General features: G+C 71.8%; 14 protein-coding genes. 7 read left to right on the top strand and 7 right to left on the bottom strand.

What is annotated here, in order from left to right:
- Window positions 1–15: 15 nt before the first annotated feature.
- The 3 genes from ACFYZR_RS02970 to ACFYZR_RS02960 form a co-directional block, all read right to left on the bottom strand.
- Entirely contained in the window at window positions 16–597 is a 582-nt protein-coding gene (locus ACFYZR_RS02970) for a TetR family transcriptional regulator (protein WP_391904057.1), read from the bottom strand.
- A 162-nt stretch (window positions 598–759) separates the two neighbouring features.
- The gene (locus tag ACFYZR_RS02965; protein ID WP_391904055.1) at window positions 760–1,764 is read right to left on the bottom strand and encodes an aldo/keto reductase; all 1,005 of its coding nucleotides are present in this window, start codon (window positions 1,762–1,764) and stop codon (window positions 760–762) included.
- Between the two features lie 131 nt (window positions 1,765–1,895).
- Window positions 1,896–3,368, bottom strand: a complete 1,473-nt coding sequence (locus ACFYZR_RS02960; RefSeq protein ID WP_391904052.1) for an MFS transporter — start codon at window positions 3,366–3,368, stop codon at window positions 1,896–1,898.
- Between the two features lie 102 nt (window positions 3,369–3,470).
- Between ACFYZR_RS02960 and ACFYZR_RS02955 the strand changes: the two genes are divergently transcribed.
- The 4 genes from ACFYZR_RS02955 to ACFYZR_RS02940 all read left to right on the top strand — a co-directional run bounded on the left by ACFYZR_RS02955 (window position 3,471) and on the right by ACFYZR_RS02940 (window position 10,338).
- Window positions 3,471–4,346: a helix-turn-helix transcriptional regulator gene (locus ACFYZR_RS02955; protein ID WP_391904049.1), complete on the top strand. Its 876-nt coding sequence runs from the start codon at window positions 3,471–3,473 to the stop codon at window positions 4,344–4,346.
- 115 nt (window positions 4,347–4,461) lie between these two features.
- On the top strand, window positions 4,462–5,601 hold the full coding sequence (gene dusB, locus ACFYZR_RS02950; RefSeq protein WP_391904047.1) for a tRNA dihydrouridine synthase DusB: 1,140 nt from the start codon (window positions 4,462–4,464) through the stop codon (window positions 5,599–5,601).
- A gap of 392 nt (window positions 5,602–5,993) precedes the next feature.
- Window positions 5,994–8,714: a pyruvate, phosphate dikinase gene (gene ppdK, locus ACFYZR_RS02945; protein ID WP_391904044.1), complete on the top strand. Its 2,721-nt coding sequence runs from the start codon at window positions 5,994–5,996 to the stop codon at window positions 8,712–8,714.
- Between the two features lie 574 nt (window positions 8,715–9,288).
- Window positions 9,289–10,338 carry an ArsR/SmtB family transcription factor gene (locus tag ACFYZR_RS02940; RefSeq protein WP_391904042.1) on the top strand — a complete coding sequence of 350 codons (1,050 nt, stop codon included), beginning with the start codon at window positions 9,289–9,291 and terminating at the stop codon, window positions 10,336–10,338.
- A 33-nt stretch (window positions 10,339–10,371) separates the two neighbouring features.
- Here the strand turns inward: ACFYZR_RS02940 and ACFYZR_RS02935 are convergent, their stop codons facing one another.
- The 4 genes from ACFYZR_RS02935 to ACFYZR_RS02920 form a co-directional block, all read right to left on the bottom strand.
- A complete protein-coding gene (locus tag ACFYZR_RS02935; protein ID WP_391904368.1) occupies window positions 10,372–11,208 on the bottom strand; it encodes a carbohydrate ABC transporter permease in 837 nt (278 codons plus the stop codon).
- Between the two features lie 39 nt (window positions 11,209–11,247).
- Window positions 11,248–12,165: a carbohydrate ABC transporter permease gene (locus ACFYZR_RS02930; protein WP_391904039.1), complete on the bottom strand. Its 918-nt coding sequence runs from the start codon at window positions 12,163–12,165 to the stop codon at window positions 11,248–11,250.
- 1 nt (window position 12,166) lies between these two features.
- A complete protein-coding gene (locus ACFYZR_RS02925; RefSeq protein WP_391904036.1) occupies window positions 12,167–13,435 on the bottom strand; it encodes an ABC transporter substrate-binding protein in 1,269 nt (422 codons plus the stop codon).
- 116 nt (window positions 13,436–13,551) lie between these two features.
- The gene (locus ACFYZR_RS02920) at window positions 13,552–14,232 is read right to left on the bottom strand and encodes a hypothetical protein (protein WP_391904033.1); all 681 of its coding nucleotides are present in this window, start codon (window positions 14,230–14,232) and stop codon (window positions 13,552–13,554) included.
- A gap of 326 nt (window positions 14,233–14,558) precedes the next feature.
- Here ACFYZR_RS02920 and ACFYZR_RS02915 point away from each other — a divergent pair, with 326 nt between their 5' ends.
- From ACFYZR_RS02915 to ACFYZR_RS02905, 3 genes are read left to right on the top strand one after another with little or no spacing between them, the layout of a single operon-like run.
- The gene (locus ACFYZR_RS02915) at window positions 14,559–19,268 is read left to right on the top strand and encodes a DUF6603 domain-containing protein (RefSeq protein ID WP_391904366.1); all 4,710 of its coding nucleotides are present in this window, start codon (window positions 14,559–14,561) and stop codon (window positions 19,266–19,268) included.
- Window positions 19,265–21,637, top strand: a complete 2,373-nt coding sequence (locus ACFYZR_RS02910) for a hypothetical protein (RefSeq protein WP_391904030.1) — start codon at window positions 19,265–19,267, stop codon at window positions 21,635–21,637. Before ACFYZR_RS02915 ends, ACFYZR_RS02910 begins: the two co-directional genes overlap by 4 nt.
- Window positions 21,630–25,217: a hypothetical protein gene (locus ACFYZR_RS02905; protein ID WP_391904027.1), complete on the top strand. Its 3,588-nt coding sequence runs from the start codon at window positions 21,630–21,632 to the stop codon at window positions 25,215–25,217. The genes ACFYZR_RS02910 and ACFYZR_RS02905 overlap by 8 nt, the downstream gene beginning before the upstream one ends.
- The last annotated feature ends 18 nt before the right edge of the window (window positions 25,218–25,235 follow it).

Here is a 25,235-nt window from a genome sequence, read left to right as displayed (position 1 = left end):
CCCTCGCGTGCGCGGTTACGCGTTGAGGCCGCGTACGACCAGGTCGCAGACCGCCTCGAAGGCGGTCTCGATGTCGGGCCGCGACCACTCCGCCGCGTACGCGGGGTCGTGGAAGCGGTTGCTCGCGTCCCAGACGGCGCGGGCGGCCGTCGTGGGCTCGACGGGCCTGAACTCGCCCTCGCCGACGCCGCCTTCGATGATCCCGGCAAGCTGCCCGATCATCGTCGCGATGTGGCGCTCCACGGTGCTGCTGTTCTCACCGACGAGGACCATATAGGTCGCGAAGAGCTCGGGGTCGTCGCCCGCCTTGCGGCGCTTGGCCGCGAAGAGCGCGGCCAGCCAGTCGCGCAGCCGGCCCTCGGCCGGGCCCTCCGCGCCGGCCAGCGCCGACAGCTCGGCGTGCGACTGGTCGAGCCAGCGCTCGGTGACGGCCTCCCGCAGGGCGGCCTTGCTGCCGAAGTGGCGGTAGACGCTGCCGTGGCTGACCCCCAGCGCGCGGGCCACGTCGACCACGGTGGCCTTGGCGGGGCCGTAGCGGCGCAGCACGTCTTCGGTGACCTCGAGGATGCGTTCTTGTGTCAGCGGTTCGGGGGGCATCGGAGGGCGGCTTCCCTTCGGTGGGGCGGCGGTACGGGCGCGCTTGGTTTGTACGACGACCGTACCCGGGTGCGGCCCGGTGGTCGGTTGTGCCCACCCTCCCCCAGCTACCGCTGGGAGGTGCCCCCAGCCCTGCGGAACGCCTGCCCACAACCGACTCTGTCAGTGCTCGCTGTCCAGGTGGGTCATCTGGGAGTCGGGGTAGCGGGCGCCCGAGGCGGAGCCTGCGGGGATCGCTTCCTCGATGGCCGCGAGGTCCTCCGTGGTCAGGGTGAGGTCCAGCGCGCCCAGGGCCTCCTGGAGGCGGTCGCGGCGGCGGGCGCCTACCAGCGGGACGATGTCCTCGCCGCGCGAGAGGACCCAGGCGATGGCGGTCTGCGCGACCGTCGCGCCCCGGTCATCGGCGACCTTGCGCAGCGCGTCGACCAGGTCGAGGTTGCGCTGGAGGTTCTCGCCCTGGAAGCGCGGGCTCATGCCGCGGAAGTCATTGGCGGCGAGCTGCCGGTCGCGGCCGAAGTGGCCGCTGATCAGGCCGCGCGAGAGCACGCCGTACGCGGTGACGCCGATGCCCAGCTCGCGGCAGGTGGGCAGGATGCGCTCCTCGATGCCGCGCGAGAGCAGCGAGTACTCGATCTGGAGGTCGGCGACGGGGGCGACGGAGGCGGCCCGGCGGATGGTGTCCGCGCCGGCCTCGGAGAGGCCGATGTGGCGGACGTGGCCCGCCTCGACCAGCTCGGCGATGGCGCCGACGGTCTCCTCGATCGGGACGTCCGGGTCGACGCGGGCGATCCGGTAGACGTCGATGTGGTCGACGCCCAGCCGCTGGAGCGAGTAGGCGGCGAAGCTCTTCACGGCGGCGGGGCGGCCGTCGTAGCCGGACCAGCCGCCGTCCGGATCGCGCAGGGCGCCAAACTTCACGCTGGTCAGGGCCTTCTCGCGGTGCGCCGCGGGGGCCGAGCGCAGGGCCTCGCCGATGAGCATCTCGTTGTGGCCCATGCCGTAGAAGTCGCCGGTGTCGAGCAGGGTGACGCCCGCGTCGAGGGCGGCGTGGATGGTGGCGATCGATTCGGCGCGGTCGGCGTCGCCGTAGAGGGCGGACATGCCCATGCAGCCGAGGCCGAGGGCGGAGACCTGAGGGCCGGTGGTGCCGAGAGTGCGGTGCAGCACGGGGACTCCTTCGGGGGAAAGGGGGCGGAGCGGATACGACAACCACAGTGACACATGGACTGACAGATTTCAATATCTGTCAGTCCATGGATGTCCGGATGTCCAGAAGTCTGGATGTCCCGCGCCGGCCCTCACGCCACCTTGCGCGGCAGCCGCATGCTCAGCCCCACCGTGGCGACCACCAGCACCAGCTGCACCCCCAGCGTGATCGCCAGCCCGTCCCGCATCCCCGTGCCCGGCGCCAGCGACAGGAACAGCGAGCCCAGCGTGGCCACGCCCAGCGCCATGAACGCCTGCTGGGTGGTGACCAGCACCCCGCTGCCGACCCCCGCCTGCGCCACCGGCACCTCGCTGAGCACCAGCCGCATCGTGATGGGCATCAGCAGGCCCTGCCCCAGCCCCTGGATCGCCAGCCCTGGCGCCAGACCCCACGCGCCCAGGCCGTCCCAGCCGAACCAGAACGTCGCGCCCACCGTGATCAGCCCCAGCCCCTGGATCACCGCGCCCGCGGTCACCAGCCGCCGTCCGTGGCGCGAGGCCAGCCGGGGGCCCGCCAGCGAGCCGATCAGGAAGGTCGCGCACATCGGCACCAGCGCCGCCCCGGCCGCCAGGGGGCCCAGCCGCAGCCCCTCCTGGAGCGCCACCGCGAGGACGAACATGAAGCCGCCCCAGCCGATGGAGAAGGGGACGATCACCGCCAGCCCGTCGCGCACCGAGGGCACCCGCAGCAGCGACGGCGGCACCAGCGGGGTCCGTCCCGCGCGCTCCTCGCGCCGCTCCACGAGCACGAACGCCACCGCCGCGACCGGGAACGTCGCCAGCAGCAGCCACGACCACAGCGGCCAGCCCGTCGAGCGGCCCTCCGTCAGCGGCACCAGCAGCGACACCAGCGTCAGCGACAGCAGGACCGTGCCCCGGCCGTCCACCCGCGTGGGGTTGTCCGAGCGGGTCTCCGGCACCGAACGGACCGCGAGCAGCAGCGTCACCGCGGCGATCGGCGCGTTGATCAGGAAGATCGACCGCCAGCCGGTGCCCAGCAGATCGACCGACACCAGCACGCCGCCGAGCACCTGCCCGACCGCGCTCACCACGCCCGCCGTGCCGCTGTACCAGCTCAGCGCCCGGGTGCGCTGCGCACCCTGGGTCGTGGCCTGGATGGTCGCGAGCACCTGCGGGAGCATCAGCGCCGCCGACGCGCCCTGCGCGATCCGCGCCGCCACCAGCGTCCAGGCGTCCGGGGCCAGGCCGCACGCCACGGAGGTCACACCGAAGGCGGCCGTGCCCCACAGGAAGAGCCGGCGCCGGCCCGCCATGTCGCCCAGCCGCCCGCCGAGCACGAGCAGGACCGCGTAGGCGACGCCGTAGCCGCCGACCACCATCTCCAGCATCGCCGGGCCGGCGTCCAGGTCGTGGTCGATCGTCGGCAGCGCGACGTTGACGATGAAGAAGTCCAGGAACGGCAGCGCCGCCCCCAGGAGGACGGTCGTCAGCCCCAGCGGGCTCAGGGCGGGCGAGGAGGGCGGCACCCCGACAGAGGCGGAGCCGGGAACCGTGGGGTCTGAAGTCGTCGGGACGGGGACGGGGGCTATGCGGGGTTCACTCACGGATACGACGATGGCGGTGCCCGGAGCCTGGTACCAGAGTGTTCTTATCCTGGTACCGGCACTACCTGGCAACCGGTCGGAAAGACCTGCACTCTGGAGCGCATGACGACGATGACGCTTGAGCCACCTGCCGTAGCGACCCCTACGGCCGATGACGTACGGCGCGGAGAGCTCGCGGCCTTCCTCCGCTCCCGCCGCGAGCGCATCAGCCCCGAGCAGGCCGGTCTGCCGCGCGGCCCCCGCCGTCGTACCCCGGGCCTGCGCCGCGAGGAGGTGGCGCAGCTCTCCTCCGTGGGGGTCACCTGGTACACGTGGCTGGAGCAGGCCCGGGACATCCAGGTGTCCAGCCAGGTGCTCGACTCCATCGCCCGGGCCCTGATGCTCGACCGCGGCGAGCGCGGCCATCTCTTCGCCCTGGCGAACACCGTCGACCCGATGCCCGGCGCCGACTGCACGGGCATCACCCCCGCGCTCCACGCGATGCTGCGCGGACTGGAGCCGTACCCCGCCTGCATCCAGAACGCGCGCTACGACATCCTCGCCTACAACCGCACGTACGGGCATCTGCTGTGCGACCTCGACGCCGTGCCGCCCGAGGACCGCAACTGCCTGTGGCTCTACTTCACCCACCCGGGCTGGCGCGCCGGCACCGTGGACCGGGAGGAGGCCACGCGCGCCATGGTCGCCAAATTCCGCTCCTCGATGGCCGAGCACCTCGCCGAGCCCGCCTGGAAGTGCCTGCTCAGGCGACTGCTGGACACCTCGGAGGAGTTCCGCCGGCTGTGGGCGCGGCACGAGGTCGCCGACATCACCTCCCAGCGCACCCGGCTGCTGGAGCAGCCGCGGGTGGGCACCCTGCGCCTGGACTACACCAGCCTGTGGACCGGGCCCACCCCCGGCGCCCGGCTGCTGACCTTCACCCCCGCCGACACGGAAACCGCCGCCAGGCTGGAGCGGCTGCACGCCCTGGTCGCGTAGGAGTCGCGCGGGAGTCCCGCAGGAGGGGACTTCCGCCCCGCGAGGCCGTACGGCCGGATGAGGGACAATGGACGGTCAGCCCGACCGTCCGCACCACTTCGAGGAAGCTCCCTCCATGACGCTCCAGATCGGTCCGCACTCCGTGCAGCCGCCGGTGGTCCTGGCCCCGATGGCGGGGATCACCAACGCTCCTTTCCGCACGCTGTGCCGTGAGTTCTCGGGTGGCAAGGGGCTCTTCGTCAGCGAGATGATCACCACGCGCGCGCTCGTGGAGCGCGACGCCAAGACGATGCGGCTGATCCACTTCGACGGGACCGAGAAGCCCCGCTCGATCCAGCTCTACGGCGTCGACCCGGTGACCGTCGGCAAGGCCGTCCGCATGATCGTGGACGAGGACCTGGCCGACCACATCGACCTGAACTTCGGCTGCCCCGTCCCCAAGGTCACCCGCAAGGGCGGCGGCTCCGCCCTGCCCTACAAGCGGAACCTGCTGCGCTCGATCCTCCGCGAGGCCGTCGGCAACGCCGGCGCGCTCCCGGTGACCATGAAGATGCGCAAGGGCATCGACGACGACCACCTCACCTACCTCGACGCCGGACGGATCGCCGTCCAGGAGGGCGTCACCGCCATCGCCCTCCACGGGCGCACCGCCGCCCAGCACTACAGCGGCACCGCCGACTGGGACGCCATCGCGCGCCTCAAGGAGGCCGTGCCGGAGATCCCGGTGCTGGGCAACGGGGACATCTGGTCGGCTGAGGACGCCGTGCGGATGATGCGGGAGACCGGCTGTGACGGCGTCGTGGTCGGCCGCGGCTGCCTGGGCCGCCCCTGGCTCTTCGGCGACCTCGTCGAGGCCTTCGAGGCGGGCGAGGAGGGCCGGGAGCCCTCGTACGCGCGGCCCACGCTCCGCGACGTGGCGCGCGTGATGGTGCGCCACGCGACGCTGCTGGGGGAGTGGCTGGAGGACGAGGCGCGCGGGGTCATCGACTTCCGCAAGCACGTCGCCTGGTACACCAAGGGCTTCTCGGTCGGCTCGGAGCTCCGGAAAAAGCTGGCAATCGCCTCTTCCCTGGATGAACTGGACGCTCTTTTGAGCGGGCTGGACCTGGATCAGCCCTGGCCGGCCGGTGCCGACGGGCCGCGCGGACGGACCTCCGGGCGCGATCGAGTGGTGCTTCCGGACGGGTGGCTCGATGACCCGTTCGATGGCGCAACCGTGGGTACGGAAGCGGAACTGGACACTTCCGGCGGCTGACGGGCCGGTGGATACGGCGTGATTCTCGCCACCTCTGATAGGCGCCACGCTCAGATGAGCGGCCAAATCGGGGGTGCACCTTTCCAAGGGGTGGCACTGCGTGCCACCCCTTTTGGCTTCAAGTCCTGATGGCATTCAGCGCCAGACGGCGGGAATCTTCGACGGCCCGTGATGAAGTGATGATTTTCGGTCATCTTTTCTTCAAGGGTTAAAGGAGGCGGGGTCAAACCTCAGATGAGCGCTCAACTTTCGATCTGCTGGCGGATGGGTGGTCACGCCCCCAAGTTGGCGGAGTAGACCTCCAAATCGGCCTTCGATCTGGGTACGCTCCCCGCCGTCAGGGCAGCCCACCCCCTTGCGTCCCGGGAGGCCCCAGTGAGGAGTCGATTCCCGTGCCGGTAACCGAAGATCGCCAGAAGTTCGTCTACGACTTCACCGAGGGCAACAAGGACCTCAAGGACCTGCTCGGCGGGAAGGGGGCCAACCTCGCCGAGATGACCAACCTCGGTCTGCCCGTGCCGCCCGGCTTCACCATCACCACCGAGGCGTGCAAGGTCTACCTGGAGGGCGGCGAGGAGCCCCCGTCCATGCGCGACGAGGTCACCGCCCACCTGGAGGCCCTCGAGGCGCGGATGGGCAAGAAGCTCGGCCAGGCCGACGACCCGCTGCTGGTGTCGGTCCGTTCGGGCGCCAAGTTCTCCATGCCCGGCATGATGGACACGGTCCTCAACATCGGCCTCTCCGACGAGTCCGTGGCCGGTCTCGCGGCCCAGGCCGGCGACGAGCGCTTCGCCTGGGACTCCTACCGCCGGCTCATCCAGATGTTCGGCAAGACCGTGCTCGGCGTCGACGGCGACCTCTTCGAGGAGGCGCTGGAGGAGGCCAAGCGGGCCAAGGGCGTCACCACCGACGTCGACCTCGCCGCCGAGGACCTCAAGGCCCTGGTCGAGCAGTTCAAGGGCATCGTCGCCAAGGAGACCGGCCGGGACTTCCCGCAGGCCCCCCGCGAGCAGATGGACCTCGCCATAAGGGCGGTCTTCGACTCCTGGAACGGCGACCGCGCCAAGCTCTACCGCCGCCAGGAGCGCATCCCCGGCGACCTGGGCACGGCCGTCAACATCTGCTCCATGGTCTTCGGCAACCTCGGCCCCGACTCCGGCACCGGCGTCGCCTTCACCCGCGACCCCGCCAGCGGCCACCAGGGCGTCTACGGCGACTACCTCCAGAACGCCCAGGGCGAGGACGTCGTCGCCGGCATCCGCAACACCATGCCGCTCGCCGAGCTGGAGCGCATCGACAAGGCCTCCTACGACCAGCTGATGCAGATCATGGAGACGCTCGAGACGCACTACAAGGACCTGTGCGACATTGAGTTCACCATCGAGCGCGGCAAGCTGTGGATGCTCCAGACCCGCGTCGGCAAGCGCACCGCGGGCGCCGCCTTCCGCATCGCCACCCAGCTGGTGGACCAGGGCCTGATCGACGAGGCCGAGGCGCTCCAGCGCGTCACCGGCGCCCAGCTCGCCCAGCTGATGTTCCCGCGCTTCGACGAGAAGGCGAAGACCGAGCTGCTGGGCCGGGGCATCGCCGCCTCGCCGGGCGCCGCCGTGGGCCGGGCCGTCTTCGACTCGTACACCGCCGTCAAGTGGTCCCGCTCCGGCGAGAAGGTCATCCTGATCCGCCGTGAGACCAACCCCGACGACCTCGACGGCATGATCGCCTCCGAGGGCATCCTGACCTCGCGCGGCGGCAAGACCTCGCACGCCGCCGTCGTCGCGCGCGGCATGGGCAAGACCTGTGTCTGCGGCGCCGAGGAGCTCGAGGTCGACACCAAGCAGCGCCGGATGACCGCGCCGGGCGGCGTGGTCGTCCAGGAGGGCGACGTCGTCTCCATCGACGGCTCCAGCGGCAAGGTCTACCTGGGCGAGGTCCCGGTCGTCCCGTCCCCGGTCGTCGAGTACTTCGAGGGCCGCATGCACGCGGGCGCCGACGACGCGGACGAGCTGGTCCAGGCCGTGCACCGGATGATGGCCTACGCCGACCGCATGCGCCGGCTGCGGGTGCGCGCCAACGCCGACAACGCCGAGGACGCGCTGCGCGCCCGTCGCTTCGGCGCCCAGGGCATCGGCCTGTGCCGCACCGAGCACATGTTCCTCGGCGAGCGGCGCGAGATGGTCGAGCGGCTGATCCTGGCGGACACCGACACCGAGCGCGAGGAGGCACTCAGTGCCCTTCTCCCGCTCCAGAAGGCCGACTTCGTCGAGCTCTTCGAGGCCATGGACGGGCTCCCGGTCACCGTCCGCCTCCTCGACCCGCCGCTGCACGAGTTCCTCCCCGACATCACCGAGCTGTCGGTGCGCGTCGCGCTGGCCGAGGCCCGCGAGGACGCCAACGAGAACGACCTGCGCCTGCTCCAGGCCGTGCACAAGCTCCACGAGCAGAACCCCATGCTGGGTCTGCGCGGCGTCCGCCTCGGCCTGGTCATTCCCGGCCTGTTCGCCATGCAGGTCCGGGCGATCGCCGAGGCAGCGGCCGAGCGCAAGAACGCCAAGGGCGACCCGCGCGCGGAGATCATGATCCCGCTGGTGGGCACGGTCCAGGAGCTGGAGATCGTCCGCGAGGAGGCCGAGCGCGTCATCGCCGAGGTCGAGGCCGCGAGCGGCACCGGGCTCAAGCTGCCGCTGGGCACGATGATCGAGCTGCCGCGCGCCGCGCTGACGGCCGATCAGATCGCCGAGGCCGCCGAGTTCTTCTCCTTCGGCACCAACGACCTCACCCAGACCGTGTGGGGCTTCTCCCGCGACGACGTCGAGGCCAGCTTCTTCACCGCCTACCTGGAGAAGGGCATCTTCGGCGTCAGCCCCTTCGAGACCATCGACAAGGACGGCGTGGGCTCCCTCGTCCGCGCCGCCGCCAAGGCCGGCCGGGCCACCCGCCCCGACCTCAAGCTGGGCGTGTGCGGTGAGCACGGCGGCGACCCCGAGTCGGTGCACTTCTTCCACGAGGTGGGCCTGGACTACGTCTCCTGCTCCCCGTTCCGGGTGCCGGTGGCGCGGCTGGAGGCCGGGCGCGCGGCGGCGCTGAACGGGAAGGGTGGCAGCGACAGCCGCTGAGACCGGCCGCCGCGTGGGCGGCCACACAAGCTCCGGAGCCGTCATTGGGATGACCTCGACCCTCAGACCCTTGGACGGCTCCGGGCCCGAAGGAGGGGCAGCACCCGTGCGGGGGGCTGCCCCTCCTGTGCTTGCCCTGACGGGGTCGTTGCTGCCGGTGGGCGGGTTTGTGCCCACCCTCCCCCAGCTACCGCTGGGAGGTGCCCCCAGCCTTGCGGAACGCCTGCCCACAAACCGGGGGCCGGTAACCCCTGCGTAACCGGCCCGTCGGGCCCGGGACATGGCGAAGGGGCGGCGCCCGTGCGGGAGCGCCGCCCCTCTTTACTCCCCCACCGGGAGTTGTTGCCGCCCGCATCGGCTCGGGCGGCAACTCGCGTACTCAGCGGCCGCTTTTTCGCTCGCCACCCCCCACGGGAACGAGCGGGGCGGCCCTGAGTGCGTGAATAGCATTTCGCTTCTGCGATGTTCGCCGCGAGTCCTTTCAACTGTGGCCAAAAGGGCGTGGTAACACCTCGTGTCGGTGTGCATACTCAGTGAGCGGGGGGTGGTGGCGGATGTCTCATGTGGGGGTTTGGTGCTGCGTGTCCATTTCACTGGACTCGATCTGGCCCGGTTGCGCCTGGCCGGCGACCCGGACGTGCTCTGGGAAACCGTATTGAGCCTGCACCGGCTGCGGGACAAACAAGGCGAGTCGATCTTCGGTGATTGGCGCTCGGAAACCCGTGCTCGGTTGAATGGTGAAACGCGGCTGCTGGCGCCGCTGGTTCCACCCCGGGGATATTTCCCCGACTTCCTCACACCGCCCGAAGGGTTACTCGGACTCGAGTCCGGCATGGAGGCGCTGCGGGCCACCCCCGCCGACCGCGTGCACGACGAACTCGGTCGGCTCTCCACCGTCCGCACCCTGCCGGCTTGGATACGATCGCTGGCCGAGGGGGACTCCCGGGCGTTCGGGAAGCTGATCGGCGCCCTCCACGCGTACCACCAGGCCGCCATCGCCCCGTACTGGGCGCACATCCAGGCCCAGATCGAGGCGGACCGCGCCGTGCGCGGCCGGGCGCTGCTCGACGGCGGGGCGGACGCGCTGCTGTCCTCGCTGCCGCCGACGATGCGCTGGCAGGCGCCCGTGCTGGAGGTCGACTACCCCGTCGACCGCGATCTCCACCTGAACGGACGCGGCCTGGTGCTCCTGCCCTCGTTCTTCTGCCGCCGCACCCCGGTGACGCTCCAGAACACCGAGCTGACGCCCGTGCTGGTCTACCCGGCCCGGACGATGTCGGAGACGGCGCCCGTCGTCCCCGAGGCGCCGCGCTCGCTGGGCAAGCTGGTCGGCCACACCCGCTCGGCGGTGCTCGGCTCCATAGGAGGCGGCTGCACGACGAGCGAACTGGCCCGCAGGGTGGGCGTGTCGGCGGCCTCGGCCAGCCAGCACGCGGGCGTCCTGCGCGAGGCCGGGCTGGTGCTGACCCTGCGCCACGGCAGCGCCGTGATGCACACCCTCACCCCGCTCGGCGCCGCGCTGCTGCGCGGCGGCCACCGCGGGCCGGGCCGCGCCCGGGGCGGTCAGTCGTCGATCCCCGACCGTTCCACTCCCGCCACGATGCTGCAATCTCCCGGGGGATGACCCCCGGACCCCAGCCGGGCCAGGGGCACCCCCTCAGTCGTCGATCCCCGACCGTTCCACTCCCGCCACGATGTAGCGCTGGAGGAAGAGGAAGACCAGCAGCAGCGGCAGGATCGAGACCGCGGCAGCCACGAACAGCTCGTGGACGGTGACGGTCTGCGCGGTCGTGAAGGTCGACAGGGCCACCTGGACGGTCCATGAGCTCCGCCCCTGGCCGATGACCAGCGGCCACAGGAAGGAGTTCCAGGCGCCGATGAACACGATCGTGCCGACCGCCGCGAACACCGGCCGGGAGTTGGGCACGACGACGCGCCAGTACGTGCGCCAGTACCCCAGCCCGTCCACCTGCGCGGCGTCCTCCAGCTCCCGGGGGAAGCCCAGGAAGTACTGGCGGAAGACGAAGCACGCGAAGGCGCTGAAGAGCGTCGGCACGATCAGCCCGCGCAACGAGGAGACCCACCCCAGCGAGGACACCAGCACGAACGACGGCACGAACGTGACCGCCGCCGGGACCATCAGGGTGCCCAGGATCGCGTAGAAGACGGCGTTGGCGTGCCGGTAGGGGATCCGGGCCAGTCCGTAGCCCGCGAGGGAGGCGAGCAGCAGCGTGCCGGCCGTCGTCGCCACCGCGATCAGCGCCGAGTTCAGCAGGGCGTGCGCCATCGGCACGTCCGGGTCGGTGAACAGCTCCCGGACGTTCGACCAGTGCGGATCGCGGGGGAACAGCGTCCAGCCGGGTGCGGTGATCTCCGCCTCGGAGGCCAGCCCGTTCCGTACGAGCAGGTAGAACGGCAGCAGGAACAGCGCGGCGAGCACGATCAGCAGCGCCAGGCGCAGGGCGCGGCCCGCGCGGACGAGGGCGTCGTGGATGTCGTGGATGTCGTGGGCGTTGCGGGCGTCGTGCACGGCCTATGCCTCCTCCGTGCGGCCCAGCCCCGCCCAGCGGGCCTGCACGATCGTGACGACGGCGATGACCAGCGCCAGGACCACCGCTCCCGCGCTGCCCAGGCCCAGGTCCTGACCCTGGCCGAGGGCGAGGTAGTAGAGGTGGACCAGCGGCGGGCGGGCGTAGGGCGGGTAGCCGCGCGCGTCGGAGAGCAGGTTGTAGAACTCGTCGAACGCCTGGAAGGAGTTGATGACCAGCAGCAGGATCACGGCCACGGACGTCGCCCGCAGCGCCGGGAAAGTGATGTGGCGGAAGGTCTGCCAGCCGGGACGGGCGCCGTCGAGCGCGGCCGCCTCGTAGAGCCGGACCGGGATCCGCTGGAGCCCGGCCAGGAACAGCACCATGTAGAAGCCGGTCTGGAGCCAGAGCCGGACGGTCACGACGACCAGCCAGTACCAGGGCGGGTCGGTGGTCGCCAGCCAGGCCACGGGGTCGGCGCCGAACCAGTCGAGGACGGTGTTGGCCAGCCCGAAGCGGACGCCGTTGAACACCGACAGCTTCCACACCAGCGCGGCCACGACGTACGAGCAGGCGGCGGGCAGGAAGAACACCGAGCGGAAGAACGCCTGGGCGACGCGCAGCCGGTTCACCGCCAGGGCCAGGCCGAGCGAGAGCGCGTAGGTGGCGGGGACGATGAACGCGGTGAAGACCACGAAGGTCAGGAGGGAGGAGCGGAAGGCCGGGTCGCCCAGCACCGTCGCGTAGTTGTCCAGGCCCACGAAGTCGGTGGGGGAGACGGTGTTGTGGGCGTCGAAGAAGCTGAGCCAGACGCTCCACAGCAGCGGTACGTACGTGAAGAGCGCGAGCCCGGCCGCGAACGGGCCCACGAACACCCAGAACCAGAGCGTGCGGCTGTGGCGCCGTGCGCCGGTGGCGGGCATCTCAGGCCGCCTTCCGTACGCGCGTGAGCTCGGCCTCGGTCCTGCGGACCGCCGCCCTCAGCTGGGCGGCCGGGTCGGCGCCCTCCTGGATGATGCGGTGCAGCGCGTCCTGGTAGGCGACCTGGCTCGCGGGCGTCCACAGCAGGGGCTGCGCGTGGCCGTGGTCCTTGACGAACCGCACGACCTCGGCCGCCGGGCCGGTGGTGAGCTTGTCCGCCTTCGCGGCGAGGGAGGCGCGGGCGGGGATGTGGAAGCCGTAGGAGAGCGCGAAGTCCAGCTGGTGGTCGGCGCGTTCCACCCACAGCCATTTGGCGAAGGCCTTCGCCGCGTCCCGGTGCCGGGTGCGCGCGTTCACGGCGGCCGCGTACGCCCCGACGGGCACGGCGGGCCGCCCGGCGGGGCCGTCGGGCGGGAAGGGCAGCACGCCGAAGTCGTCGCCGAGCTCCTTCTTGACGCGTGGCAGTGCCCACAGCCCGGACCACTGCATGGCGGTGAGTCCCTGGACGAACGCGGAGGGGTCGGACCAGTCGGTGGGCGCGCCCAGCAGCAGCGACTTGGCGGCGTAGAGCTTGTGGAGCTTGCCGAGGGTGCGGGCGGCTGCCGGGTCGTCGAAGCCGACCTTGCCGTCCGGGGTGACGAGGGACAGCCCGGCGGCGTACAGCGGGGTGCCGGCGAGGACGCCCGCGCCGCCGTCGTTGCCGAGGAAGAGTCCCTTGGTCCTCGTCCTCCGGTTCCGGTCGGTGAGCCGGGCGGCGGCGTCGATCAGCTCGTCGAGGGTGCGGGGTGGGCTCACGCCGGCGGCGGAGAGGAGGCTCTTGCGGTAGTAGAGCACCTGGGTGTCGACGACCTGGGGGACGCCCCAGATCCGGCCGTCGTGGGTGCGGGGGGCGAGGACGGCGGGGAGGAAGTCGTCCTGAACGTTCTTGAGCAGGTCGGTGACGTCGGTGACCTGGCCGCCCCGGATCTGGTCCAGGGTGGGCCCGGTGGTCTCGAAGACGTCCGGCCCCGCGTCGGTGAGCAGGGCGGCAGCGGTCTGCTGGTCGTAATTGCCGGGCCGCCACTCGACGTGGACGTCGGCGCCCGGATACGCGGCCGCGTACCGGCCGACGGCCTGCCGGGTGCCCACCTCGCCGTACTGGTGGTACCACTGCGTCAGCCGGACGCGGGAACCTTCCGCTCCGCGGCCGGTGTTGGAGCCGCAGGCGGCGGACGCGGCGGCCAGCCCCAGGCCGGCTCCGCCGGCCAGGAGGACTCTGCGACTGATCGGCATCCGGGCTCTCCCCTCGCGCTTCCGTCGTGAGGTCAACGATCAGCGATGGAAGGCGATGCCGAACAGGGGGGCGGGCGTCGGATGTCGGCCATTCCGGAGAGGGGCTCCGGGACGGCTCAGTCGGGGTCGGGGACCGCGTTGGCGGGCACGTCGCAGATCAGGTAGGGGATGCGCGCTTCGCACTGGTCGCAGGACTCGGCCGTGTACGAACACAGATCGCCCTTGCCGCGCCACTGCCGGGGTTCCGGATTCCGGGGGTCCGGCACATACGCCTTGCCCTTGAAGTACTCCTCGGCGAGGAAGACATGCTGTACGGAACCCCACTTGGGGATTTCCCTGGCGAGGCCGAGCAGGAGCTTCATGGCCGCGCAAGGGCGGGTGACGCCCGCCATCTCGGGGAAGTCGACCCTGTCACCCCTGATGTTCCACCAGCCTGTTCGGTCGTTGGGCAGCGCAGGTTCGACGATCTTCCACCCCGAGGGAATATGGGCCTTTGTGACCCACGGCGTCTCCTGGCGCCCGCTGGAAGCGACGAGGCGGTACTGCTTGTTGTTTATGCGCGCCTCAAGCGCCCCGATCATAAAAGCCTTTGTGGTGACCGACGTGTCCTGTCGGAGCGCGGCGACCACAGTGCCGAGGACCCGCCGCAACTCGTCGCTCTCCGTGAGTTGCGGTACGTCATGGCCCTTGTACCGCGGATTTTTGCAACGTGGGCATGTGGCCCCCTGCTTGCCGCCGTGCAGGAGGTTGTTCGTGCGGTCCGGGGATTTGGGCTTCTTGGTTTTCGTGTCGGGCATGCGCCTCGTCCTGGGGTCGTCGACTGGTCCGGCAGGGTGGCACGGTACGCGCGCGCGAGCGGGCGGCGGCATTTTTCGGACGGGCCGCCGCAGGAGCGTTTTCGGACTGTCATGCCCATGGGGAAGGGCAGGTCACGGCCGGTTTTCGCCGGAGAGTGGCCACAAAGTGTGGTACATCGCGACAAAACAGCCAACGGCATGACTGGCTCGAACATCGCCGACCAAGATCGCGGCACTGCTACCGTCCCGCCGGATTTTGTGTTTCGACACCCATGACGGCCCGTGCCCAGCGCGGCCAGAACGGTCGGAGGGAATGCGTTGTGGCGATGACCGTCGGCGAGCTCAAGGATTGGCTCTCCAAACTCACCGAGAAATCGGGGCTGGCTCTTCCGGGCGACCTTCCCGATGCGTTGGGGGATCTCAAGGACGCGGTCAACATCGGCGCCCTGGAGAAATGGTTCACCGTGCGCGCCGAGCTCACGGTCACCGAAACGGATCCCGCGAACCTGCGGCTCAGCGGCACGATTTCCCCGGAAACGCCGACGGTATCGCTGTGGTTCTTCGCCGAGAGCGACGAGCCCGCTGACGGTGACGACGTCATCGGCGTCCAGATTGCCCTGTCACTGAATGAAAACCCCCTTCTCGGGGCGCTGACCGACATCGGTCTGCGCGATCTCATGCTGGTCTACGAGATCCGTATGCTCGACGGCGCCGCCGTCCGCAAGCTCTATGCGCAGGCGGACGTCGAATTATCGGAGGGCGAAGCGCTCACCCTCACCTGCTCGGTCGATTTCGAAGCCGACCGCACGAGTTACGACTTCGTCATCGAGCCCGAGGAAGGCAAGCAGTTCCACATCGCCGAAGCGTTCTTCGGCCTGTTCGGCGTCACGCCGCCGCCCGTGCTCAAGGGCATCGAGCTCGAACGCCTCGTGCTGGGTTACGACCGGGGTGCGACCCCCGGGTTCCGGGTCGAGGTCGACGCCGCCGTCCCGCTGGGGGACGTCACCGCGGACTTCGGCGTCCAGGCCACGCTGACCAAGCGGACGGGCGAGGGGGAGGCCGGCTACGACCAGGAGTACGCCGCCCACCTGTCGCTGACCCTGCCCGCTCCCCAGGACACCGACCCCCGCGTCCTGACCTTCACCGTCGAGGACGCGCAGCACGCGGACTTCTCCGCCACCTGGGAGGACACCAAGGGCGTCACCCTCGCCGACCTGGCCGCCCTGCTGGGCGTGAAGGACGCCTCAGCCGCCGACGTCCTGGCCCGGCTGGGCAGCGTCAACAAGCTCGTCTTCGGCTACTCCGCCGCCCGCAAGGCCATCGTGCTCGCCGCCGGCGGTGATCAGGACTCGCTGGTCGTCGTGTCGGACCAGCCGGACGTCAACAAGCCGAGGGCCTGGGCCGTCCGCGTCGGGGTGGCGCTGAAGGCCATGCTCTCGGACGTGCCGCTGCTGCACGGACAGATACCCGACGGGCAGGACGCCGGACTGCGCGGTCTGGGGGTGCTCGTCGCCTCCCAGGACCTGACCGCCGAGCGGATCGGCGAGCTCAACAAGGCGCTGTCCGCGAGCGGCGACGGCACGCTGCCCATGCTGCCGGCGGATGGACTGGTCAAGGGCCTGGCCTTCCTCGTCGACCTTCAGCTGCCCGGACGTGCCGAGACCACCTCGCTCGTCGTGCGCGGCGGCACGGGCGGTACCAAGACTCCTCCCGCACCACAGGAGCCCCAGTCGCCCCGGCTGATCCGCGAGGACGGCAGCCCCGTCGTCGCCGCGCCCGCCCCCGCCACCGGACTGCCCCTGGTCGCCTGGGCCGACGTCCAGCGCTCCGTCGGCCCCCTGCGTCTGCGCCGGATCGGCGCGGGCCTCGCGGGCGAGACCGTCTGGGTGCTCTTCGACGCGTCCCTCGGCATGGCCGGGCTCGAACTCGGCGTCGAGGGGCTCGGCGTGGGCATATCGCTCAAGGACGGCAGCCTGCACATCCGGCTCGACGGCATGAGCGTCGCCTACTCCCGCCCGCCGCTCGCGATCGCGGGCGGGCTGGTCTACAAGCCCGACGACCCCACCTACGACCCGCTGATCGAGGGCGTACTGGCCGTATCGGCCGAGAAGTTCGGGATCACCGCCCTCGGCGCGTACGCGCGGGACCGGAAAGACGGCGAGCCGTCGATGTTCCTGTTCGGCAAGGTGACCGGCGAGTTCGGCGGCCCGCCGCCCGTCCAGATCACCGAGATCATGGCCGGATTCGGTCTCAACACCGATCTGCGGCTCCCCGAGGGCGACGAGGTCCTCCAGTTCCCGTTCCTCAAGGACATGACCGCCCCCGAGCCGAGCGCCGACTCCGACCCCATGACCGTCCTCGCGACGCTCATGGGCAGCGGCGACGACGCCTGGGTGCGGCCCCGGCCGGGACAGCTGTGGTTCGCGGCCGGACTGGGCTTCAAGATCTTCGAGTTCCTGGAGGGGCAGGCCCTGCTCGTCCTGGAGGACGGCGACGACTTCGCCGTCGCCGTCCTGGGCACGGCGGACGCACGCTTCCCCAAGGACGTGGGCCTGAAGGCGTACGCGCGGGCCCGGCTCGGCATCTCCGCCAAGTACCGCCAGAGCGAACGCACCCTGAAGATCGCCGCACAGCTCGCGCCGGGCTCGTTCCTCATCGACGAGGCGTGCGTCCTGACCGGCGGCTTCGCGCTGTACACATGGTTCGACGACGCCCACGCGGGCGACTTCGTCCTCACGCTCGGCGGCTACCACCCGGACTTCGAGCGCGTGCTGCCGGCGCACTATCCGCGGGTGCCGAGGCTGGGCTTCAACTGGCCCGTCACCTCCGAGCTGACGATCAGCGGCGGCTCGTACTTCGCCCTCACCCCGGGCGCCATCATGGCCGGTGGCGAGCTGGACGTGAACTTCCGCTCCGGCGACCTCCACGCCTGGCTGAAGGCCGGCGCCAACATGCTCATCGGGTGGGCCCCGTTCCACTTCGACGTCGAGATCGACGTGAGCATCGGCGTCAGCTACACCCTCGACCTGTGGCTGGTGCGCGAGACGATCAGTGTGGAGGTCGGCGCGTCGCTGCGGCTGTGGGGGCCGCCGACGGCCGGCGAGGTCACCGTCCACCTCTGGTTCATCTCGTTCACCATCTCCTTCGGCGGCGGCAGTGCGCAGGACGGCCGCGCGGCCACCTGGGACGAGGTGCTCAAGCAACTGCCCGCCGCGGAGGACGCCGTCCGGCTGATGCCCACGGCGGGCCTGTCGCCCACGCGCGCCAAGGACGCGCAGGGCGAGGAGCTGTGGGTCGTGGGCCCCGGCGCGTTCTCCTTCGCCGTCCGGACGGCCGTCCCCGTCTCCGAGCTGCGACTCGGTACGAACAAGGACGCCAGGACGATCACCGGCCACGAGGTCGACATCCGCCCCCGGCAGAAGGACGGGATGGGCCTCGACTCGGTCCTCACCGTCACCCTGACCAAGGAAACCGGCACGGACCAGCCCGACCTGGGCGCCTGGTACGCCGGTCCGGCCGCCGAGGACCGGGCGAGCCTGCCCGCCGCGCTGTGGGGCGAGTACAAGGTCGACCTCAAGGTCGACGACAAGCCGCGGGTGGGCGACCAGCTCATGGGCGTCGACCTGCGTCTCCCGCCGCCCGCCGAGGGCGACACGCCGGGCCCGATCAAGGCGGGCGTGCTCGCGCACGACGACCGCAGGCCGGACGGGACGCTGCCGCTGCACGCGCCCGCCGAGGCCTCGTTCGTCGAGGCCCCGCTCATCGCCGCCGAGCTGTTCGCCGAACCGGTCCGTGGTCCCCGGGACGTGGGCGCCGCCACCGGCGCCATGTCCGGCACGCTGATCGACCAGTCCCGCGACCGGCTGTTCGCGGCGATGGGCTACCTGGGCGTCAGCCCGGGCACCAACGGCAGGCTGGCCGCCGACGACGCCCTGGTGGCCGGCGACGTCACGGCGCCGATCGCCGATACGGTCCCGGGCGAGCCCACCGTCAGCGAGCGGCTGTACGTGCTGGGCGCCGGGAAGACCGTCACCCCGGTCGACGCGCAGGGGCTGACCGCGTACGCGCCCATCGCCCTTCAGCACGACGACCCCACGCACCTGGCCGCAAGCCCGGACGGCAGCCGGATGTATGTGGTCGGCCGCCCGGAGCACATCGACGTCTTCGACACCTCGGCCGATCAGCCCGACAAGGCGGTCGCCCTGGACGCGAGTTCCTTCGCCCTGGCGCAGAACGCGCGCGGAGCGGCGTACTCGCCCGACGGCAAGTGGGCCTACGTCACCTACCCGCAGCCGAACCAGTTGGTGATCCTCGACCTGAGCGGAGAAGTGGCGAAGAGGGTTCACGAGTACGGCACGATCACTCCCGACTGGCAGCAGGCGATCCCCGCCGAGGTGGCCGCCGCCCTCTCGCAGGACGGGAAGCCACTGGCGTACATCGCCCTGCCCGACGAGGGAACCGTCGTCAAGATCGACGTCTCCAGCGTGGCCAACCCCACCCCGCTGGCCTGGCTGACCGCCGGCCCCTCGCCGACCCGCCTGGCCGTCGACCCCAAGGGCCGCTGGATCTACGCGCTCAACGCCGGCAGGTCCACCGTCACGGTCGTCGACGTCACCGCCGCCACCGGCGACTCCGCCGCCGTGGTCACGACGCTGCGCACCGGCACCGACCCCAGCGCCCTGGTCGCCTCCCCGGACGGCACCCGGCTGTACGTGGCGAGCGCCACCGCCGGCACGGTCTCGGTCTTCGACACCTCGGGCGCCTCGCCCGCCTCAGCCGGCAAGCCCGTGGAGACGGGCGAGCCTGTCTGGGTCGGCCCCCAGCCCGTCGCGCTCGCCGTGTCCACCGCCGGTGACCGGCTCTACGTCGCCCTGGCGAAGGACCGGAAGCTCCGGGTCGTCGACCTGGCCGCGAACCCGCCCGCGCTGCTGCCCGACACGGTCCAGCTCACCGACGACCCGCTGGCGCTGGCCGTCACCGTCCCGGCCGCCGACAACGCCGACAACTCACGAACCAAGGAAGGCGGTGCGGCGTGAGCCGGCCCGAGCACCTTTCCGACCCCGCCCCCGAGCCCGACCCCTCGCTGAACGTCGAGTTCCGCGACTCGCTCGTCCCTCGGATCACGGCGGGTAAGTACACGCTCACCGCGTACCAGACCCTCACCGGCGCCCCGGACGACTACCTGCCGACCGCCGACAAGCCGGTCACCCGGCACATCGACGTGCGGGCGCCCCGCTTCGCCGTGGAGCCCGAGTGGGTGCACGGCGCCTACCCGCCGCCCGGCGCCACCGGCCTGTACGACGACGTGCTGCCGCACATCACGCTCGACCGGCCCACGCTCCCCTGGGAACGGGAGGAGCACATCGGCACCGGCGGCGAACGCCTGCCCTGGCTCGCCCTCCTCGTCTTCGGCGAGGGCGAGCTGCCCGACGACCCGCACTGCCTGGGCCCGAGCCAGGACGACCAGCGCACCGTCGACCAGCTGGCGACCGGCCACGAGGACGGCGTCGTCCTGCCCGCCTTCGACACGACCACCGAGCCGATCGCGGACGACGAGCTGAAGCGCGTGTGCCGCACCGTCCTCGTGCCCCGCGCCGTCTTCCACGCCGTCGCACCCGCCCAGGACGAACTGCCGCTCCTCACCCACGTCCGGCACGTCAACAAACAGCACCAGGGCGTCACCCTCACCGAGGACCGCATCCAGATCGGCGACTACGCCGTCGTCACCGGCAACCGGCTGCCCAGCCCGGCCGGCGGACGCTACATCGCCCACCTCGTCTCCCTGGAGGGCTGGCTGGACCGCCTGCCCGACGGGAGCGAGGGCAAGGAGGTGTACACCGGCCCGGACGAGCGGCTGCGGCTGATCTCCCTGTGGTCCTGGTCCTTCGAGACCCTCGCCGACCACATCCCCGGCTTCGCCGCCCTCACCGAGCACTTCGTCGACACCGAAGGCAAGGACGGGACCGAGCTGCTGCTGCGCGTCCCCGTGGGCGACCTGCCGCTGTCCGGCACCGAACAGCAGGAGGTCGCAGGGCGGCTGCGCGACGGATACCTGCCCGTCTCGTGCCGTACGGAGTCGGGGCGCGGCACCTTCGGCTGGTACCGGGGGCCGCTCGTCGCGGAGCCCGTCAAGGAGCGGACCGACCGGGACCGGCGCCGGTGCGCGGCCGAGGCCCTGATCCACCTGGAGCAGTACGGCGTCTTCGACGTCTCCCTCGCCACCGCCTTCACGGCGGGCCGGGGCGTCGCGCTCGCCGACCACCAGTTCGCCGCGTCCCTGCTGCGGCTGCGCGGCAAGGTGCGCACGGCGGCCGAGCAGGCCCTGAACCCGGCCCCGGCCGTCGCCGCCCGCGCCCGGATCGAGCACCTGGCCGCCAACGGGCTCGTCGGCCACCTCCAGGAGCTCCACCGGCAGCCCGTGGCCGTCATCGCCTCTGCCGCCGCGAACGCGGTACGTCCGGCGGTCACCCCCGTGGCCGAGGCGACCGCCCTGCCCGCCCTCGCCGACATCACCGTCCGGCGGCTGCGCACGGACGCCGACCTGCGCGACCGGCTGGACAAGGGCGTCGGCGACATCACCGGCGGCAGCGGCAAGCCCGAAGGCCCGGACGAGGACTTCACCGCCGTACGCGACTGGCTGCTGCGGCTGCGGAACCTCACGGGCGTCCCCTTCGCCCACCTCGTCCCTGACGCCCGCATGCTCCCGGCGGAGAGCCTGCGCTTCTTCCACATGGACGCCGACTGGACGACCACGCTCGTCGAGGGCGCCCTGAGCGTCGGCCTCGCCCACCGCTTCGACTTCACCGGCGACGACCTGCTCTTCGGCCCCCTGGGCGCGCTGCCGGAGCCCACCGCCCCGGTCACGGGCCTGCTGCTGCGATCCCGGCTGGTCAGCGGCTGGCCGGCGCTGGAGGTCCGCCCCTACGTGGAATCGGGCGAGAGCACCGGATCGACGCCGCTGCGCGTCCTGCGCCGGGAGGCGCTCGCCGAGGACGTGCTGCTCGTCCTCTTCGAGGGCATACCGGGCCGGGTCGAGATCGCCGAGCCCCAGCAGGGCGTCCACTTCGGCATCGACGAACCGGACGACGGCAACGCCGCCGCGCCCCTGGACGACGGCATCATTCGGCTGCGGTCGGTCGACGGGACGACCGGACCCATCGGGCAGGAGCTGCCGGGCAAGTTCTTCCCGACGCAGCCCGGACTGCACGACTACGTACGCCGGCCGGGGGAGGGGAAACCCGACACCGTGCTGCGCATCGGCAAGCTCGCGGACGGGCTCGCCGGCGCGCTGGGCCTGCAACCGCCCCTCAGCCCGGCCCGGTTCGCCATCCAGATGATCAACGCCGCCCAGCGCCGCACCTTCACCACCGCACCCGTCACGACAGGAGACCACCGCAATGGCTGACCGAGACGACACGCTCATCGTCCCGGTGACCGTGGACGCCCTGGTGGTCAACCAGACGCTCCGGCAGCGGGACGGCCAGGGCTTCCGCCGCTGGCAGCCCAACTTCAACCTGCTGCGCCACAACCGCACCCCCGAGCCGGACCCCTTCACCAACGAGGTGCCGTGGAACGCCACGCACCAGGGGGAGGACGACAGCGCGTACAAGCAGTACGACGGCGTGTACGTGCGCTGGGAGCTGCCCGAGGCGCTGCGCAGGGGCGCGGCCCGCACCGCGGGCGGGCGCACCGAGTTCCCGCTCGTGCCCAACCGCTGGCTGGTGGTCCGGTACGTCAAGGACCGGCCGGAGCAGCTGGCGGCCTGGGTGGTGGAGAGCGACTTCCTGGACCCGGAGAACGGCACGTCCCGCTTCGTGCACCCCTTCAAGGCGGGCATCGGCGACCCCTCGGGCACGCCGTTCCGCTCCACGATCATCCCGACGAAGGCCGGCCGGGCCCTCGACATCGGTCCGGGCCCGGACGGTACGGCGTGGAGCGAGCCGGCCGACTCCGAAGCGTCCCGCAAGGAGCTGTTCCTGACGGCGGTCGGCCCGGGCCTGATGACCTTCCACGCCTACCAGCCGTACCACCAGAACGTCTTCTCCCTGCACGACCCGCTCACCGGCATCGACAAGGCCGACGCCGTCGACTACCAGGTCGTCGGCTGGTACTCGGACCCCGCGCAGGAGGAGCTGCGCCGGCTGCTCGCCGCGCCGGACGCGACGGCGGCGGGCGTGCTGGCCGGGCTCGGCTGGGCGGTGGACGGCGGTCTGCCCGACGGCTGGAAGCCGGGCAGCACGACCTACTGCGGTCGGGTCGCCGGCCTGGCCTGGGACCGGGACGGCGGGGCCCCCGCGTCGGACCGCCCGGACAAGAGCGCCGTCACGATCGCGGTCGGCAGCAGCGCGGACGAGGCCCACGCGGCCATGACGGCCCTGGCCCACACCGCCCTGCCCGCCGACACCGGCAACGCCCTCGCGCACACCGACCACGCCCTGCTGCACGCGCTGAGCAGCGGCCTCACCGACACCCTGGACGGCCCGGACGGCGAGATCCGTACCGCGCAGGAGCTCCACAAGGGCTGGTTCAGCCAGGTGCCCGGCGGCTACGTCTGGCGGCTCGCCGACAGCACCGGACAGGGCAACGCCTCCGGCGACCCGAAGTCCGTCACCTGGTCCGGGGCGGCCCCCGAGCAGGAGCAGTGGCTGGCGGGGCTGAACGGCCTCCAGGACGACCACGACAAGAAGGCACGCGAACTCGCCTACCTCCAGCAGCGCCTGTACGCGCTGTGGTTCACCCACGGACTGCCCCTCATCGCGCGGCAGTACACGCGTGAGCAGCTCCGCGCCGAGATCGACCCGGCCAACCCGCAGGGCCTCGCCGCCGAGGTGGCCAGGCGGCAGACGGAGCTGGCGGAGGCGGAGCGCGCCGTCACCGCGTACGCGGTCGGTCGGCCCGCCGGCTGCGAGCTGCGCCGGGAGGCGCTGCCGCCGTTCTGGCAGGTGACGGACCCGTCGGTGGTGCTGTCCGGGACCAAGGGACACACGGCGGCGCACGCGGCGCTGTCAGGCGGCTCGGGCGGCAAGGCGGGCGGCAAGAACGACCCCCTCCAGGTCCGGCTGCCCGCGCAGATCACCGGCGGCGTCCCTGTGGGCGGCGCGTTGCCCGCCCCCTTCGCCGGTCTCAAGGCGGACGGGCTGCCGCCCATCGTGGCAGCGCTGCTGGGCGAGTTCCTCGACCAGCTCGGGGGGAACGCGCTGCCGCAGTGGCGGCAGCCGTGGAAGCCGCTGCTGTACCAGTGGCAGGTCAGGCACTGGAACGTCCCCTACGGCAACTGGGAGTTCGACGGCACCCGCTACCAGTGGCAGCGCGGCGACGCCGACACGGACCACACCCTCGACGTGACCGGACGGCGCTTCCTCGTACCGCTGCTCCAGCAGACGCTCGGTGCCGGCCTCGACCGCCACGGCGCCGACGCTGCGGCCGCCGGGCAGGCCGGGGACCTGGACCTGCTCTCGCAGAAGCTGGACGGCCTCACCGACCGGTTCGCCGGCCGCGACAAGGCCCCCAACCTCAGCCCACCCGGCGCGATCGGCGACCTCGTCGGCGACGCCCGGGGTCACCTGGCGCACAGGGGACCGCTCCCGGTGCCGTTCGAGGGCTGGCTGCCGTCCGGGTTCTCCCAGATCCGGGCCGGGCAGTTCGCCATGGCCGCGCTGACCGTCGTCGACGAGTTCGGCCAGACCCTGGACGTCCTGCTGCCCGGCGACGCCGCCTACCTCCACCCCATCGTGGGCGACAGCCTGTTGCCTGGCGAGAAGCGCGCCGACGACGTACTGAAGGACCGCTTCGTCCAACTGCCGCCGCGCCTCCTCCAGCCCGCCCGGCTGCGCTTCGACTTCGTCGACGAGCGGCAGGACGACAAGCTCGTCGACCTGGAGGCCGGCACCACCCCGGTGTGCGCCTGGATCATCCCCAGCTACGTGGACCGCTCGCTGCTCTGCTACGCCCCCGACGGCACCCCGCTGGGCGAGCTGCGCCTGAAGCTGCGCGCGGACGCGTCCTCGCCCGACGGGGTCACCACCGTGCTGGGCTGGGACGCGCTGCCGGACTCGGCCGTCCGTACCCTCGACGACCTGGCCACCGTGCGCCCGCAGTTGTACGCGTGCCTGCGCGAGCTCGTCGCCAAGGGCCCCGACGCCTTCGCCGACCTGCTCTCCACCGTCGACCGGGCGCTGACCGGCATCGACCCGGGCAACCCGTACGGCGACGAGGTGCTCGGCGCGCTGCTCGGCCGGCCCCTGGCCCTCGTCCGCGCCCGGCTCGGCTTCGAACTGGACGGCCCGCCGGTCGCCGACCCGGGCTGGCAGTACGCGCTCGACTGGCGCACCCCGCTGGAGTGGGACGAGCACGGGACGACGGGGAAGGACGTGCCCGAGCAGATCGCGCACGTGGCCTACCGGTGGCCGGTCCGGCTCGGCAACGCCGGACAGCGGGGCGACGGCCTGATCGGCTACTTCACCGAGACCGACTACTCGGCCTTCCACGCGGTGGCCACGCCGGACACCGAGACGCCCACGGGCTACGTGAGCGAGATCGGCGAGGCGAACTGGCCGCGCCTGGCGGCCGACTCCAAGGAGCACACGCACCTGACGCTGCTGCTCGACCCCCAGGCCGCCGTCCACGCCACGACCGACCTGCTGCCCGTCACCGACCTGCGGCTGCCGGCCCGCTTCACGCGCAACGCGATGGCGGCGCTGAAGCCGGCCCTGCGGCTGAGCCCCGTCCTGACCACCGCCCGCAAGCTGCCGGCCACGGCGCCGGCGGGCACGCCGGAGCCGCTGGCCCTGCCGTACCCCGCGTCCCCGCAGGGCACGTGGGACTGGGCGGAACTGGTCGTCCCCGACGGGGAGACCACCGCCCGGTGGGAGCACCGGCCGATCGTCCAGACCGACCAGAACGCCCGCCTGGACGAGGACGGCCCGGTCGTCCGCACCGGCTTCCTGCGCCTGACCAACCCCTTCGACGGCGGTGCCGCCCAGTGACCTCTTCCCCGAAAGGAA

Source organism: Streptomyces sp. NPDC001678 (assembly GCF_042892945.1).
Classification (GTDB): domain Bacteria; phylum Actinomycetota; class Actinomycetes; order Streptomycetales; family Streptomycetaceae; genus Streptomyces.
This window is presented reverse-complemented; position numbering and strand designations above follow the sequence as displayed.